General features: G+C 64.1%; 13 protein-coding genes and 2 riboswitches. Of the genes, 8 read left to right on the top strand and 5 right to left on the bottom strand.

Going from position 1 to position 14,626, the window contains the following annotated elements:
* Positions 1-8: 8 nt before the first annotated feature.
* Together ACFOW6_RS11835 and ACFOW6_RS11830 are read right to left on the bottom strand one after the other, a co-directional pair.
* Complete coding sequence (locus tag ACFOW6_RS11835) at positions 9-608, bottom strand: helix-turn-helix domain-containing protein (RefSeq protein WP_382422577.1); 600 nt, start codon at positions 606-608, stop codon at positions 9-11.
* A gap of 110 nt (positions 609-718) precedes the next feature.
* Positions 719-1,501, bottom strand: coding sequence for an LOG family protein (locus tag ACFOW6_RS11830; RefSeq protein WP_382422576.1), 783 nt, complete (start codon positions 1,499-1,501; stop codon positions 719-721).
* A gap of 114 nt (positions 1,502-1,615) precedes the next feature.
* Here ACFOW6_RS11830 and ACFOW6_RS11825 point away from each other — a divergent pair, with 114 nt between their 5' ends.
* The 4 genes from ACFOW6_RS11825 to ACFOW6_RS11810 all read left to right on the top strand — a co-directional run bounded on the left by ACFOW6_RS11825 (position 1,616) and on the right by ACFOW6_RS11810 (position 5,067).
* The gene (locus tag ACFOW6_RS11825) at positions 1,616-2,014 is read left to right on the top strand and encodes an ArsR/SmtB family transcription factor (protein WP_382422575.1); all 399 of its coding nucleotides are present in this window, start codon (positions 1,616-1,618) and stop codon (positions 2,012-2,014) included.
* The gene (locus ACFOW6_RS11820) at positions 2,007-2,522 is read left to right on the top strand and encodes an arsenate reductase ArsC (protein ID WP_382422574.1); all 516 of its coding nucleotides are present in this window, start codon (positions 2,007-2,009) and stop codon (positions 2,520-2,522) included. The genes ACFOW6_RS11825 and ACFOW6_RS11820 overlap by 8 nt, the downstream gene beginning before the upstream one ends.
* A 141-nt stretch (positions 2,523-2,663) precedes the next feature.
* Positions 2,664-3,776: a TRAP transporter substrate-binding protein gene (locus tag ACFOW6_RS11815; RefSeq protein WP_382422573.1), complete on the top strand. Its 1,113-nt coding sequence runs from the start codon at positions 2,664-2,666 to the stop codon at positions 3,774-3,776.
* A gap of 172 nt (positions 3,777-3,948) precedes the next feature.
* Positions 3,949-5,067, top strand: coding sequence for a TRAP transporter substrate-binding protein (locus ACFOW6_RS11810; protein WP_382422572.1), 1,119 nt, complete (start codon positions 3,949-3,951; stop codon positions 5,065-5,067).
* A gap of 135 nt (positions 5,068-5,202) precedes the next feature.
* Here the strand turns inward: ACFOW6_RS11810 and ACFOW6_RS11805 are convergent, their stop codons facing one another.
* The 3 genes from ACFOW6_RS11805 to ACFOW6_RS11795 all read right to left on the bottom strand — a co-directional run bounded on the left by ACFOW6_RS11805 (position 5,203) and on the right by ACFOW6_RS11795 (position 8,719).
* A complete protein-coding gene (locus ACFOW6_RS11805) occupies positions 5,203-6,369 on the bottom strand; it encodes a mandelate racemase/muconate lactonizing enzyme family protein (RefSeq protein WP_382422571.1) in 1,167 nt (388 codons plus the stop codon).
* 310 nt (positions 6,370-6,679) lie between these two features.
* A complete protein-coding gene (locus ACFOW6_RS11800; RefSeq protein ID WP_382422570.1) occupies positions 6,680-8,143 on the bottom strand; it encodes a TRAP transporter large permease in 1,464 nt (487 codons plus the stop codon).
* A gap of 21 nt (positions 8,144-8,164) precedes the next feature.
* On the bottom strand, positions 8,165-8,719 hold the full coding sequence (locus ACFOW6_RS11795) for a TRAP transporter small permease subunit (RefSeq protein WP_382422569.1): 555 nt from the start codon (positions 8,717-8,719) through the stop codon (positions 8,165-8,167).
* 372 nt (positions 8,720-9,091) lie between these two features.
* Here ACFOW6_RS11795 and ACFOW6_RS11790 point away from each other — a divergent pair, with 372 nt between their 5' ends.
* The 4 genes from ACFOW6_RS11790 to gcvH all read left to right on the top strand — a co-directional run bounded on the left by ACFOW6_RS11790 (position 9,092) and on the right by gcvH (position 14,469).
* Positions 9,092-10,822 carry a thiamine pyrophosphate-dependent enzyme gene (locus tag ACFOW6_RS11790; RefSeq protein ID WP_382422568.1) on the top strand — a complete coding sequence of 577 codons (1,731 nt, stop codon included), beginning with the start codon at positions 9,092-9,094 and terminating at the stop codon, positions 10,820-10,822.
* A gap of 48 nt (positions 10,823-10,870) precedes the next feature.
* Positions 10,871-12,556, top strand: a complete 1,686-nt coding sequence (locus ACFOW6_RS11785; protein ID WP_382422567.1) for an FMN-binding glutamate synthase family protein — start codon at positions 10,871-10,873, stop codon at positions 12,554-12,556.
* 121 nt (positions 12,557-12,677) lie between these two features.
* Positions 12,678-12,774: riboswitch (glycine riboswitch) on the top strand.
* Between the two features lies 1 nt (position 12,775).
* A riboswitch (glycine riboswitch) is annotated at positions 12,776-12,898 on the top strand.
* 44 nt (positions 12,899-12,942) lie between these two features.
* Positions 12,943-14,055: a glycine cleavage system aminomethyltransferase GcvT gene (gene gcvT, locus ACFOW6_RS11780; protein WP_382422566.1), complete on the top strand. Its 1,113-nt coding sequence runs from the start codon at positions 12,943-12,945 to the stop codon at positions 14,053-14,055.
* A 36-nt stretch (positions 14,056-14,091) separates the two neighbouring features.
* A complete protein-coding gene (gene gcvH / locus ACFOW6_RS11775; protein WP_382422565.1) occupies positions 14,092-14,469 on the top strand; it encodes a glycine cleavage system protein GcvH in 378 nt (125 codons plus the stop codon).
* Positions 14,470-14,626: the final 157 nt, after the last annotated feature.

Genomic DNA, 14,626 nt, shown 5'->3' with positions numbered 1-14,626 from the left:
CGTACCGCTCAGTAGATGGCGGGGGCGACCACCCAGGCAACCCGGCAGTCGTGGTCGCCGGCGCACCAGAAGCGATGCAGCTTGACGGCCTCGAAGGCGAAGCTGTCACCGGTTTCCAGGCGATAGCGCGTGCCCTCGAGCTCTAGGCCCAGCACGCCTTCCAGGACGGTGCCGCACTTGGCCCCCTCAGGGTGGTTGTAGGGCTGGTCGCCCGAACTGCCGCCCGGCCGGATGGTGATGAACATCATCTGGACGCCGGGACAGCTGTCGGGGGTGAGAAGTTCTTTCACCATGCCCTTGCCGGTGAGGTCCAGAACGCGCCTGTTGTCGGCGCGCACCACCACGGAGTCGTCGCCTTCCTCGCTGTTGCTGCCGCTGTCGAACAGCCAGCCCATGGGCATGTCCAGGGCCGAGCAGATCAGGCGCAAGGAACGCAGGGAAGGTGAGGAGATGTCCCGCTCGATCTGGCTCAGCTGGCCGATGGAGATACCGCTGCGGGTGGCAATGTCCTGCAGGGACAAGCCGCGTACCTTGCGGCGCAGGCGCAGCTTTCGCCCGATGCTGCCGCTTGGCAGGCCGTCTTCAAGCTTGTCTTCGGCAAGGCTCACAGGCGCCGTCTCCCCTCAGAATCGCGATCTCCTTTCACTTATAATGAAAAAAACGGAGAGAGAATTCAAACAAAACCGCTCCTTCGGACATGACTCGGCCTGCCTTCGCGTTACAGCACCGGGCCGGTCTCCGGCGGGCCGTGGAGCAGGTGGTCGGTGATGTAGTCGTAAGCGGCGTCCACCGAGTCGGTGCGGTAGAACAGGTTGAGGTCCTCCTTGTTGATGGTGCCGTAACGGGCCATGACATCGAGATTGAAGATCTCGTCCCAGAACTCGCCGCCGAACAGTACGATGGGAATGCGCTTCTTCATCTTGTTGGTCTGGACCAGGGTCAGCAATTCGAACAGCTCGTCGAGCGTGCCGAAGCCGCCGGGCATGGCGATCACCGCCTTGGCGAGATAGGTGAACCAGAACTTGCGCATGAAGAAGTAGTGGAATTCGAAGGCCATCTCCTCGTTGACGTAGGGGTTCTCGAACTCCTCCTTGGGCAGAGAGATGGTCAGGCCCACGGTGCGCGCGCCGGCCTCGCGGGCGCCGCGGTTGGCCGCCTCCATGATTCCGGGTCCCCCGCCGGTGCAGATCACGTAGCGGCCGGGGTCGTCCTCCAGCCCCATGGACCATTCGCTGAGCCGGTGGGAGAGTTGCCGCGCGGCTTCGTAATAATGCGACATGCCCTTGAGCCCCTCGGACTTGTCGCACTGGCCGGACTGCACCTCCTCTTCGCTGGGCACGCGGGCCGAGCCGAACATGACGATGGTGTCGCGCAGGCCCAGCTTCTCGAAGCGGGACTGGGGCTCGACGAACTCGGAGAGGATGCGCAGCGAGCGCGCCTCGCGGCTCTTGAGGAAATCGCTGTTCTCGTAGGCCTTGCGGATTTTCTTCTCGGTTTCCATGGGCAGGGACTTTCCTTGGCAAAAGGGCCGGCGGCTCCGCCGGCCGGATACGTACCCTCCCATAATGGCATTCAGGTGTTGATTCGGGCAAAATAGTTCGATATTTCTCGAATTATGGATAAAGAAGCCGCCGTCGATGTTCTCTCCGCCCTGGCCCAGACCCACCGTCTGGAGGTCTTCCGCCGCCTGATGCGCGCCGGTCCGGGCGGCCTGCCCGCCGGGCAGCTGTCGGCGGAGCTGGAGATCGCCCAGAATACATTGTCCACCCACCTGAAGATCCTTTCGCACAGCGGCTTGATCCGTGCGCGCCGTTCCGGCCGCTCCATCATCTATTCAGTGAACTTCTCCGGCATGCAGGAGCTTATGGACTTCCTGCTGCGCGACTGCTGCCAAGGCCGGCCGGAGATTTGCGATCCCCTGCTGGCGTTTGCCGGTGACACGGCGAGTCGGCCGGCTGTCACGGCGGATGAAACGGAGCCCGCCCAGGACCGAAAGGCGGCCCGACATGGCTGAACAGGTCTATAACGTCCTATTTCTCTGCACTGGAAACTCGGCGCGCAGCGTCCTGGGCGAATGTCTGCTGACCCACATGGGCCAGGGCCGCTTTCGCGGCTACAGCGCCGGCAGTCACCCTTCGGGCCGGATCTTTCCTCCGGTCCTGAACTTCCTGGAAGGCCAGGGCGTGGAGACGGGACACCTGCGCTCGAAGAGCTGGGACGAGTTCGCCACTCCGGATGCGCCGCGCATGGACTTCGTCTTCACGGTCTGCGATTCCGCCGCCAATGAGGTCTGCCCGGTCTGGCCGGGCCAGCCGATCACGGCCCATTGGGGCATGCCGGACCCCGTGGCCCGGGCCGCGGACGAAGAGCAGGCCCGTCGTGTGGTGCAGCAGGTGGTGCGCATGCTGACGAACCGGATCCGGCTGTTCACCAGCCTGCCACTGGACAGCCTGGACCGCATGAGCCTGCAGAACCGCCTAGAGGAAATAGGTCGAGAGATGGACGAGGCGGCGATAACCTGAGTCCTTTCCTGCCTGGAGGATCAGCGTACATGGAGCTGTTCACTTGCACGGGCAAATCTGTATGATGCCGCCCGCCTGACTGGTGCCCCGTTTGACCGGGGCGACGTCAGGAGGGAAGATCATGACAGACAGGAAGGACTGATGAACCGACGCAAGTTCCTGACATCCGCGGGCCTTGGTGCTGCGGCCAGCACGACCCTTGCCGCCCCCGCCATTGCCCAGAGCCGGCCGCAGATTCGCTGGCGCATGGCCTCCAGCTTTCCGCACAGCCTGAAGATTCTCTATCAGGGTGCGGAGCAGATGGCCCGGCGCGTCTCGGAGGCCACCGACGGCAATTTCGACATCCGTGTCTTCGGGGCCGGCGAGCTGGTGCCAGCCTTCGAGGTGCTGGATGCCGTCAGCAACGACACTGTCGAATGCGGCCATTCCGCGAGCTATTACTACGTGGGCAAGAACCTGGCCTTCGGTTTCGACTGCGCGGCCCCCTTCGGCCTGACCGCGCGCCAGCAGAACGCCTGGATGTACGAAGGCGGCGGCCTCGAACTGGTGCGCGAGGTGCTGTTCGACGACTACAACATCATCAACCTGCCCATGGGCAACACCGGGGCCCAGATGGGCGGCTGGTTCCGTCACGAAGTCGATTCGGTGGAGGATCTCAAAGGCCTGAAGATGCGCATCAGCGGCTTCGCCGGCGCCGTGCTGGAGAAGCTGGGTGTCGTGCCCCAGCAGATCCCCGGTGGGGATATCTATCCGGCGCTGGAGCGCGGCACGATCGACGCCTCGGAGCTGGTCGGGCCGTATGACGACGAGAGCGTCGGGCTGTACGAAGTTGCCGAGTACTACTACTACCCCGGCTGGTGGGAGGCCGGGCCGCAGACGACCCTCTACATCAACAGGGACGCCTGGAACGAGCTGACGCCCGAATACCAGTCGATCGTCCAGGCCGCTGCCGCCGAGGCCAACATAAGGATTACCGCGCGCTATGATGCCGAGAATCCGCCGGCCCTGCGCCGTCTGGTGTCCAAGGGCACGAAGCTGCGCGGTTTCAACCGCGAGATCCTGATGGCCTGCTACAAGGCGACGGAAGAGCTCTACGAGGAGCAGGTGGAGACCAACGACAAGTTCCGGGCCATCTACGAGGAGTGGCGCAAGTTCCGCGACGAGCAGTATCTCTGGTTCCGGGTCGCCGAGAACAGCTTCGACAACTTCGCCTTCACCGCCGACGCCCGCCTGGAGCAGCAGGAGGACAACTGAGGCTGCGCGTTGGCCGATACCCGTGCTGGACGGTCTCGATGCGGCGGGGCTGTCCCCCCGCTCTGCCGTGCCACGCATTTTCTCTATCCTGACAAAGCGCTTTGTGTATCATGCCCGCAAGGGTAGACCGGATTGCTCCGGATCTGCTCAAGCCACACAGGGAGGAAAACCCATGAATCGACGCAAGTTTCTGACATCCGCCGGTGTCGGCGCGGGAGCCGCGGCCGCGACCAGTTTTGCCGCCCCCGCCATCGCCCAGAGCCAACCCCAGGTGCGTTGGCGCCTGGCCTCCAGTTTCCCGCAGGCCCTGGACACCATTTACGGCACGGCCGAGATGATGGCCCAGCGCGTTTCGGACGCCACGAACGGCAACTTCGACATCCGTGTCTTCGCCGGCGGCGAGATCGTGCCGCCCTTCGAAGTCCTGGATGCGACCAGCGAGGGCACCGTGGAATGTGGCCATTCCGCGAGCTACTACTATGTCGGCAAGAACCTGGCCTTCGGTTTCGACTGTGCAGCCCCCTTCGGCCTGACGACGCGTCAGCAGAATGCCTGGATGTACGAAGGCGGCGGCATCGAGCTGGTGCGCGAGGTGCTGTTCGACGAATACAACATCATCAACTTCCCCATGGGCAACACCGGGGCCCAGATGGGCGGCTGGTTCCGCAACGAGATCAATTCCGTCGAAGACATCGACGGGTTGAAGATGCGCATCAGCGGCTTTGCCGGCGCGGTCATGGAGAAGCTGGGCCTGGTGCCGCAGCAGATTCCCGGCGGTGATGTCTATCCGGCGCTGGAGCGCGGCACGATCGACGCCACCGAGTGGGTGGGGCCCTACGACGACGAGAAGCTGGGCTTCCATCAGGTGGCCGAGTACTACTACTACCCCGGCTGGTGGGAAGCCGGCCCGCAGCTGACCCTCTATATCAACAAGGACGCCTGGAACGAGCTGACGCCCGAATACCAGTCGATCGTCCAGGCCGCCGCGGCGGAAGCGAACATCCGCATGACCGCCCGCTATGATACCCTCAATCCGGTTGCGCTCCGCAGCCTGATCTCCAAGGGCACGAAGCTGCGCGGTTTCAACCGCGAGATCCTGATGGCCTGCTACAAGGCGACGGAAGAGCTCTACGAGGAGCAGGTGGAGACCAACGACAAGTTCCGGGCCATCTACGAGGAGTGGCGCAAGTTCCGCGACGAGCAGTATCTCTGGTTCCGGGTCGCCGAGAACAGCTTCGACAACTTCGCCTTCACCGCCGACGCCCGCCTGGAGCAGCAGGAGGACAACTGAGCGTCAAGTCATCAGGCGATTGCGTTGAAAGGCCCCGCTTCGGCGGGGCCTTGCTTTTGTGGCTGCCCAATCAAAGGTGATAGGTGGTGGTTCATCGCCCCTATTGGTCCATAGGCGACGGCTGTGTGTCCGTCTTCAGGACAGCTCCGTGCGGAAAAGCTCCATCAGGTCTGCTTTGTCCTCGAATCCGATACCAGGATGCTCGGAAGTGCGGACCCGTCCATTCTCGATAGGTGTGGAATCAGCGAACCCGCCAAAAGGTGCGAACACACGCGGATAGGATTCGTTGCCGCCGAGCTTCAGGCCAGCAGCGATGTTCAGGGCGAACTGATGCCCGCCGTGTGGGATGCAGACGCGCGGCGAGATGCCGCGCAGGCGAAGCTCGTCGAGCATCCGCATATACTCGACCAGGCCATAGGAGAGAACCGGATCCATCTGGAGGATATCGCGATCAGGGCGGATTCCGCCGTAGCGTAGAAGATTGCGGACGTCCTGATGGGAAAAGAGGTTTTCGCCTGTCGCCATCGGCTCTGCATAGTTTTCAGCCAGAACGCGCTGAAGATCGTAGTCGAGTGGATCGCCTGCTTCCTCATACCAGCGCAGGCCGTAAGGGGACAGGCCGTGTGCGTACGCCAGCCCGGTCTCGAGGTCGAAGCGGCCATTGGCATCCACCGCCAGGCGGTCACCGCTGCCGCCGACCTCCAGTGCAGCCTCGACCCGGCGCAGATCCTTGTCCAGTGGCAAGCCGCCGATTTTCATCTTTGTCTCGGTATAGCCCGCGTCCAGATAACTGCGCATTTCGGCCTGCAATGTACTGAGATCAGAATCGGGATAGTAGTATCCGCCCGCGGCATAGACGGGGACGCTTTCATCGGGTGTGCCATCGCCGAAGCGTTCGGCGAGAAGTGTGGCGAGTGGCTTTTCCTCGACCTTTGCCACAATGTCCCAGATGGCCATATCGATCACGCCGACAGCAACCGATCGCTCCCCGTGTCCGCCGGGCTTTTCGTTGCGCATGAGCGTCTGCCAGATGCGGAACGGATCAAGATTGCTGCCCGAAGTGTCGACCAGGCTGGTCGGATCCGCTTCCATCAACCGCGGCAGGAAGCGGTGCTGCAAAAGGCCGCTGGGCGCATAGCGGCCATTGGAATTGAAGCCATAGCCCACGACAGGCTGCCCATCGACGATCGTGTCGGTGGTGATGGCCAGGATGGAGACATCCATGCCAGCGAAACTGATATAGGCGTTCTCAATGTCGGAAGCGATCGAGACGCGTCGCTCCTGAACGTCGGTGATCTTCATGACGGTTTGCTCCGGGGCTGGTTGGATCTTTTCGTGGCCGGAATGTTGCGCGATGTCAGCTTACGGGGTCAGTTGGGCGAGCATACGACCGGCGAAATGCCGGATCGAGACTGTACCGCCAAGTTCGGGTGCAAGTGTCTTCCCCTCGGCCGTAACGCGGATGCCACTCCAGTCAGGGGCAATCTTGTAGCTTATACTCGGACTCTCTTATGAGTATGTGATCCGGATATCACAACGGCTAGATGAACAGGCCGGTTGAGAGCCTGCTGTTGCGCAGCACATATACCCTCAGGATTTATCTTCGAAGCAATCAATCGAAGGTAATGGGTGGCGGCTCGTCGCCGTCCATCCCCATGTCGCTGGCAGGAATATCGATCTCCACGTCGGCCGGATCCACGGCCTGTTCGGCAGCGATGCCAGTGACCAGGTCAGGGAAGGCGATGATCAGGCCCACCATGATAAGCTGCAGCACCAGGAAGGGCAGGACCCCGAGATAGATGCGCTCGGTGGGAATGTACTTCACCAACCGTCCCGTGATCCGGTCGGTATAGTCCTCGCGCGGGGCGACGCTGCGCAGGTAGAACAACGCGAAGCCGAACGGCGGGGTCAGGAACGAGGTCTGCAGGTTCACAGCCAGAAGCACGCCGAACCAGACCAGGTCGATGCCCAGGACTTCGGCCACCGGGGCCACCAGGGGCACGATGATGAAGGCCAGCTCGAAGAAGTCCAGGAAGAAACCGAGCACGAAGATCAGCAGGTTGACCGCGATCAGGAATCCGAGCGGGCCGCCGGGCAGGCTGGTCAGCAGGTGCTCGACCCAGAGATCGCCGTCCACCGCCCAGAAGGTCAGGCTGAACACACTGGCGCCCACCAGGATGAAGATCACGAAGGAGGTCAGCTTGGCCGTGGAATCCATGGCCTGCTTCAGGATCGACAGGGTCAGGCGGCGCTTGACGATGGCCAGGCCCAATGCGCCGACGGCGCCCATGGCGCCCGCCTCGGTGGGGGTGGCCAGGCCCATCAGGATCGTGCCCAGGACCAGGAAGATGAGGGCCAGCGGCGGGATCAGCGAGATGAGGATCCGCTTGGCCAGCTCGAAGCCCCTCAGGGTGCGCGCCTCCGGCGGCAGGGCCGGCACGGCGTTGGGGCGCAGGATCGCGATGACCAGGACGTAGAGGGCGTAGAGTGTGATCAATCCCAGGCTTGGGACCAGGGCGCCGTGGTACATGTCGCCCACGGAGCGGCCGAGCTGGTCGGACAGGACGATCAGGACCAGGCTGGGCGGGATGATCTGGGCCAGTGTGCCCGAGGCCAGGATGGTGCCGGTGGCGATCTTCTGGTCATAGCCGTAGCGTTGCATGATCGGCAGCGAGATCAGGCCCATGGAAATCACCGAGGCGGCGGTGACGCCGGTGGTCGCCGCCAGGATGGCGCCGACGAAGACGACGGCGAAGCCCAGGCCGCCGCGAACCGGCCCGAAGAGCTGGCCCACCGTATGCAGCAGGTCCTCGGCCATGCGGCTGCGTTCCAGGATCAGGCCCATGAAGGTGAAGAAGGGAATCGCGAGCAGGGTGTCGTTGCTCATGATCCCGAAGATCCGGTTGGGCAGGGCCTGCAGCAGGGCCGTGGTCAGCATGCCCAGCTCGATGCCGACGAAGGCGAAGATCAGGCCCGTGATGGCGAGCGCGAACGCCAGCGGATAGCCGGACAGCAGGAAGACGACCAGGCCCGCGAACATGATGGGGGCCAGATAGCTTTGCAGGAGTTCGATCATGGCGGCTTACCCGGTTCCCTGTCAGACGTCGCGGATGACTTCGCTGTGCGTCTGCCCACGACCGGGATAGGGCGCACGTCCGGCGAGGTAGGCGATACGCTTGATGACTTCCGATACCCCCTGGAGGCTGAGCAGGAAGAAGCCCACGGGCATCAGCAACAGCACCGGCCAGCGGATCAGCCCGCCGGTGTTGCCCGACATCTCCATGCGCACGAAGGCGGTGTGAAACATGGGCCAGGACAGGACCATGATGAAAATGGTCACGGGCAGCAGGAAGAACAGCCCGCCGATGATGTCGACCCAGGCCTTGCGGCGTGGGGAGAGGCGCGCATAGAGCACGTCGATGCGGACGTGCTCGTTGTTCAGCAGGGTATAGCCGGCACCCAGCAGGAAGACGGCCGAGAAGAGATACCACTGGATCTCGAGCCAGGCATTGGAACTGAGGCTGAACAGGTAGCGCGAGATGGCATTGCCGGCCGAGATCAGAACGACGATCAGGATCAGCCAGTAGACGCAGCGCCCGACAAAGTCGTTTAGCCTGTCGATGGCGCGGCTCAGGCCCATCAGAAAACCCATCTTGTGCGCCCTCCCTATGGCGCCGGCTCACGCCTGTGTCTGCATCTTGTCTCCGGATAGATGCCGCGTTTGGACCGGCCCCTGAATGCGGCGCGAAGCTACAGGAAGCCGAATCCTTTCGCAACCGCTTTGCCGGGTGTTTCAGGGGGCGCACGGCAGGGTCCTGCCCAACGGGTCGGCATCAGGAACAGGCTGTTGCCGCCACCCGTTTCAGCTGTCTGGAGCCGGCCTCATGCTTGCGCAAGCAGAAGGGTATCTGTAGACAGAATCAAAGGGTTACCGTACGGTCCTTGCGGATAGTCCGTCAGGTTCGGGGGCATCGGCCACGCAGTCCCTGCATCAAGATAACACCGGCCGATACCAGGAGGGAGCATGTCGCGCACGATAGCCGAAACCGTCATCGATATACTGGCGGAGTCCGGGGTCAAGCGTCTCTACGGAGTCACGGGGGACAGTCTCAACCTGTTGAACGATGCCCTGCGCCGCGACGGGCGCATCGAGTGGGTGCATGTCCGCCACGAGGAAGCCGGGGCCTACGCCGCGATGGCCGAGGGCGTGTTGGGCGGCCTCGGTTGCTGCGCGGGCAGTTCCGGCCCGGGCCACGTGCACCTGATCAACGGGCTTTACGACGCACACCGCTGGGGCGCACCGGTCGTTGCCCTGCCGTCGACGATCAGCCGGGGCGACTACGGCATGGAGTCCTTCCAGGAAACCGACCTGCGCATGTTCGACGGCTGCAGCTGGTACAACCAGCTGGCCCAGACCCCGGAGCAGGCGCCGCGCATGCTGCAGCAGGCGATCCAGCATGCGCTCACCCGCAAGGGGGTGGGCATCTTCGGGTACGGCGGGGATCTGTTGCCGGAGACGCTGCCCGAGACGGCCATCGTCTCTCCGGTCTATCGGCCGGAGACAATCGTGCGCCCCGCCGATGGCGATCTCGAGGCGCTGGCCCGGATGCTGTCGGAGGCCGAGCGCCCCATGATCTACGGCGGCATGGGCTGTGACGGCGCGCACGAGCTGGTCACGGCCCTGGCGGAACGCCTGAAGGCGCCTGTGGGCTGGACCCTGAAGGGCAAGATGTTCCTGGAGCATGACAACGACCACGGCATCGGCATGACGGGGTTCATCGGCGGCAAGGCCTGTGCCGATGCCATCGCCCAGTGCGATGCCCTGCTGCTGCTGGGCACGGATTTCCCCTGGAAGGATTTCCTGCACACCAAGGCCCGGGTGGCGCAGGTGCTGACCCATGGCGAACGTCTCGGACGCCGGACCCACGTGGACATGGGCCTGATCGGCGACGTGCGCGCGACGCTGGAGGCCTTGCTGCCGCATGTTCGCGAGCGCGCCGACGACAGTTTCCTGAAGGATCGCCGCAAGGTCTACCACGCCGATCTCGACTCCTTGGCCCGCCACGAGGGCGAGCAGGGAAGCCGGGGGGCGATCGGTCCGGACTACCTGGCCGGCGTGGTAAATGCTCATGCCGATGACGACGCGATCTTCTGCACCGATACCGGAATGACCACCGTGTGGGCGGCCCGCCACCTGCGGAGCACGGGCAAGCGGAGCCTCATGGGCTCCTATTCCCACGGCTCCATGGCCAGTGCCATGCCCCAGGCCATCGGCGCGGCCTTTGCCGGCGAGGGCCGGCAGACCGTGGCGCTCTGCGGCGACGGCGGCCTGTCCATGCTGATGGGCGATCTCGCCACCATCGGCCAGTACCAGCTGCCGGTGAAGGCGATCGTCTTCAACAACGGCACGCTGGGCATGGTCGAGATCGAGATGCAGCTGGCCGGCATCCCGAACTACCAGACGGAACTCTACAATCCCGACTTCGCCAAGGTGGCAGAGGCCTGCGGCATCAAGGGTGTGACGGTGGAGGAGCCGGACAAGGTGGATGCCGCCGTCAAGCAGGCCATGGACCATGACGGGCCCGTCCTGCTCGACGTCAAGACGGACCGCCATGCCGTGGCCATGCCCCCGCACACCGCCCTGAAGCAGCTGGAAAGCTATGCCCTCAGCGAAGCCAAGATGGTCCTGGAGGGGCGCGGCGCCGAAGTTCTGAAGCAGGTCAAGGCGAACCTGAAGTACCTGCGCGATCTCTAGGCGCGCGAAGACACGGAAACGATCGCAAGACAAGGCGGGACAGACATCATGACGGACTCCGAAAATCTCCTGGCCGCCTTCCGGGGCCTCTCGGGCTATCGACGCGGCATCGTGCCAATCGTGGCCTTTGTGCTGGGGCTGCTGTTCCTCGGGCTCGGGCTGTTTGTCGAGGGGGCCTGGCTGTGGGGTCTCGTGCCCTGCCTGGCCGTTCTGGCCTTGGCGGCCCACGATGTGCGGCAGAGGGGCTATGCCATCCTGCGCAACTACCCCGCCGCCGGCTGGGCGCGCTATTGCTTCCAGGCGCTCAGGCCCTACCTGCGTTCCTACATCGTCGAGGGAAACCGGGAGGGACGTCCCTTCAACCGCGAGCAGCGCAAACTGGTCTATCAGCGTGCCCGCGATCAGGTGGACAACCACCCCTTTGGGACGGAACTGGATGTCTATTCCAGCGAATACCGCTGGGTGACCCACTCCATCGCGCCGGCGGAACCCGAGACACGGGATCCGCGCATCGAGATCGGCGGACCGGAGTGCAAGAGCCCCTACAACAGCTCGATCCTGAACATTTCGGCCATGAGCTTCGGAGCGCTGTCGGCGCGCGCCATCGAGGCGCTCAATACCGGGGCCCGGCTGGGTAACTTCGCCCATGATACGGGCGAGGGGGGAATCAGCCCCTATCACCGGAAAGGCGGCGGCGACCTGATCTGGGAGGTTGGTTCGGGGTATTTCGGCTGTCGTGACGACCAGGGACAGTTCGATCCCGGCCTGTTTCAGGAGGCTGCCAGTTCGGATCAGGTCCGGATGATCGAGATCAAGCTCAGCCAGGGGGCCAAGCCCGGGCATGGCGGCGTTCTCCCCGGCGCCAAGGTCACCCAGGAAATCGCCGATACCCGCAAGGTGCCCACCGGCGTGGACTGCGTGTCCCCGGCGGGGCACTCGGCCTTCTCGACGCCGCGCGAGATGCTCGAGTTCGCGGCCCGCCTGCGCGAGCTGTCGGGCGGCAAGCCCCTGGGAGTGAAGCTCTGTGTCGGCCATCCACACGAGGTCTTCGCCGTGGTCAAGGCGATGCTGGCCTCGGGCATCCATCTCGATTTCATCGTGGTGGACGGAGCCGAGGGCGGCACCGGCGCGGCGCCGATCGAGCTCAGCAACCATGTGGGCCTGCCGCTCAACGACGGGCTTGTGATCGTGCGCAACGCCCTGATCGGCGCCGGGTTGAAGGATCGCGTCAGGCTGGGAGCCAGTGGCAAGGTCCATTCCGGCTCGGGCATCACCCAGGCCATCGCCCTGGGCGCCGACTGGACCAACGCCGCGCGCGCCTTCATGTTCTCGGTGGGCTGCATCCAGTCGATGCGCTGCCATACCGACACCTGCCCCACTGGCGTGGCGACCCAGGACCCGGGGCGCCAGCGCGGCCTCGTCGTGGAGGACAAGGCCCAGCAGGTGGCGCGCTTTCACGAGAAGACAGTGGCGGCCGCGGTCCAGGTCGCCAGCTCGGCCGGCCTGACGCGGATTCACGACCTGGAGCCGCACCACATGTTCCATCGGATCAGCCCGACGGCCGCGCGCACGGCGGATGCGATCTATCCCTTCGTGGCTAGGAACCAGTTGATCGATGCGCCGGCAGAGACGCCCTATGCCCTGTGGTGGCAGGCGGCCGATCCCGACAGCTTCGCCATCTCCAGCGACATCGGCGATGCGCATCGCCAGCAGGCGCTGCGGGGCCTGGCCTGAACCCGGTCCAAGGGTGTGGCTTCACTGCTCCCCCTTGTTCAAAGCCGGCCTGTGTGGCGGTGCAGCGAAGCCGAAGATTGACACCGCCGGTCTTGGCGCTAACCTAAGGGCAGATGCCGATACGTTTCGTATGGGAGAGATCGGGACATTACGATGCCCCGGCGCCGAAGGAGCAACCGCCCCGGAAACTCTCAGGTATCCAGGACCGTACGGAACAGGCACCTCTGGAAAGCTGGAACGGGATCGGACAGGGTTCCCGATCACGTTTCACACCGATGGGGAAAGCCGTGCGCTGAGATTTCGCGCCGGCCAATCTCTCAGGTCCGAGGACAGAGGGGGCAATGTCGTCGAAAGGCGGCCGGGCTCACTGTCATGAAGGATCTGAAGTGACGGATAACAAGGACACCCTCGCCACAACTCCGCTCCACGCCCTGCACGTCGAACTGGGGGGCCGCATGGTGCCCTTCGCCGGTTATGACATGCCGGTGCAATATCCCGACGGCATCATGAGCGAACACCTGCACTGCCGCAGCGCGGCGGGCCTTTTCGACGTCTCGCACATGGGCCAGGTCCGGGTGAAGGGCAAGGACGTCCGCCAGGCCGTGGAGACGCTGCTGCCAGCCGACCTCGTCAACAGCGAGGCGGGGCGCATGCACTACAGCTTCCTGCTGAACGACAAGGGCGGCATCCTGGATGACCTGATGGTCACGCCCTTCGAGGATCATGTCTTCATGGTGCTGAATGCCGCCTGCAAGCAATCAGACATCGCCCACCTGAAGGCGCGATTGCCGGCCGGTTGCGAGGTCATCGAGGAGGACGACAAGGCGCTGCTGGCCCTGCAGGGCCCCGAAGCGGCCAACGTGCTCTCGGCCTTGGCGCCGGACGTGGCCGAGATGCGCTTCATGACCATGCGCGATCTGGACATCGCCGGCGTGCCCTGCCGCATCAGCCGCTCGGGCTACACCGGCGAGGACGGCTACGAGATTTCCGTGCCGGGCGCGCAGGCCGATGCCTTTGCCCGCAAGCTGCTGGCCGACGCGCGTGTGAAGCCGATCGGGCTGGGCGCACGCGACTCGCTGCGCCTGGAAGCCGGGCTGTGCCTCTACGGACACGATATCGACGAAACGACGACGCCGATCGAAGCGGCACTCACCTGGGCCGTGGCCAAGAGCAGGCGCGAAGCCGGTGGCTTTCCGGGTGACAGCATCATCCTGAAACAGATTGCCGAAAAGACGCCGCAGCGCCGTGTGGGCCTGATCGGCGAGGGACGGGCACCGGTGCGCGAGGGCGCAGAGCTGGTGAACGACGCCGGCGAGGTGATCGGCAAGGTGACCAGTGGCAGCTATGGCCCCTCGGCGGAGGCGCCGGTGGCCATGGGGTATCTGCCGCGTGAGCTGTCCGAGCCCGGCACGAAGGTGAAGGCCCTGGTCCGGGGCCGCGAACGCCCGATGACGGTGGCGAAGATGCCCTTCGTCGAACACCGCTACTATCGGGGCTGATTTCAACAACAGGGGAACTCCCGGGGAGACGTTACAATGAGCAAGACGTATTACAGCGACGAACATGAATGGATCGCCGTCGACGGCGACAAGGCCACCATCGGAATCACGAACTACGCCCAGGAACAGCTGGGCGACGTGGTCTTCGTGGAACTGCCGGAGGTCGGCAAGACCCTGTCCCAGGGTGACGAGGCTGCCGTGGTCGAATCCGTGAAGGCGGCCAGCGAGGTCTATGCCGCAGTGTCCGGCGAGGTGACCGAGGTGAACGGAGCCGTCGAGGAAGAGCCCAGCAAGGTCAACGAGGATCCGGAGAATGAAGGCTGGTTCTTCAAGCTGACGCTTTCCGACAGTTCCGAGCTGGACAAGCTGATGGATGCAGAAGCCTACAAGAAGTTTATCGAAGGGCTCGACTGAGCCGTTTGGGACTGTCCCCATCCGGCTGAGCGCCCCTCGGATCGGCCCACGGCAAACCAAAAGGCGAAAAGGCCGGGGCCGCGATCCCTATTGAAGAATGGCTAGCGCCTGCTCCGCCGATTGCCAGGCGGAACAGGCAGGCCACAGGAGAACTGGA

The organism is Fodinicurvata halophila (assembly GCF_042651425.1).
Classification (GTDB): Bacteria; Pseudomonadota; Alphaproteobacteria; order Kiloniellales; family DSM-21159; genus Fodinicurvata; species Fodinicurvata halophila.
This window is presented reverse-complemented; position numbering and strand designations above follow the sequence as displayed.

What these genes read in the sequence shown, in the direction of transcription:
- ACFOW6_RS11830 (WP_382422576.1), bottom strand. Translation starts at nt 1,501, where the DNA reads ATGGAAACCGAGAAGAAAATCCGCAAGGCCTACGAGAACAGCGATTTC.
- ACFOW6_RS11825 (WP_382422575.1), top strand. Translation starts at nt 1,616, where the DNA reads ATGGATAAAGAAGCCGCCGTCGATGTTCTCTCCGCCCTGGCCCAGACC.
- ACFOW6_RS11820 (WP_382422574.1), top strand. Translation starts at nt 2,007, where the DNA reads ATGGCTGAACAGGTCTATAACGTCCTATTTCTCTGCACTGGAAACTCG.
- ACFOW6_RS11815 (WP_382422573.1), top strand. Translation starts at nt 2,664, where the DNA reads ATGAACCGACGCAAGTTCCTGACATCCGCGGGCCTTGGTGCTGCGGCC.
- ACFOW6_RS11810 (WP_382422572.1), top strand. Translation starts at nt 3,949, where the DNA reads ATGAATCGACGCAAGTTTCTGACATCCGCCGGTGTCGGCGCGGGAGCC.
- ACFOW6_RS11805 (WP_382422571.1), bottom strand. Translation starts at nt 6,369, where the DNA reads ATGAAGATCACCGACGTTCAGGAGCGACGCGTCTCGATCGCTTCCGAC.
- ACFOW6_RS11800 (WP_382422570.1), bottom strand. Translation starts at nt 8,143, where the DNA reads ATGATCGAACTCCTGCAAAGCTATCTGGCCCCCATCATGTTCGCGGGC.
- ACFOW6_RS11795 (WP_382422569.1), bottom strand. Translation starts at nt 8,719, where the DNA reads ATGGGTTTTCTGATGGGCCTGAGCCGCGCCATCGACAGGCTAAACGAC.
- ACFOW6_RS11790 (WP_382422568.1), top strand. Translation starts at nt 9,092, where the DNA reads ATGTCGCGCACGATAGCCGAAACCGTCATCGATATACTGGCGGAGTCC.
- ACFOW6_RS11785 (WP_382422567.1), top strand. Translation starts at nt 10,871, where the DNA reads ATGACGGACTCCGAAAATCTCCTGGCCGCCTTCCGGGGCCTCTCGGGC.
- gcvH (WP_382422565.1), top strand. Translation starts at nt 14,092, where the DNA reads ATGAGCAAGACGTATTACAGCGACGAACATGAATGGATCGCCGTCGAC.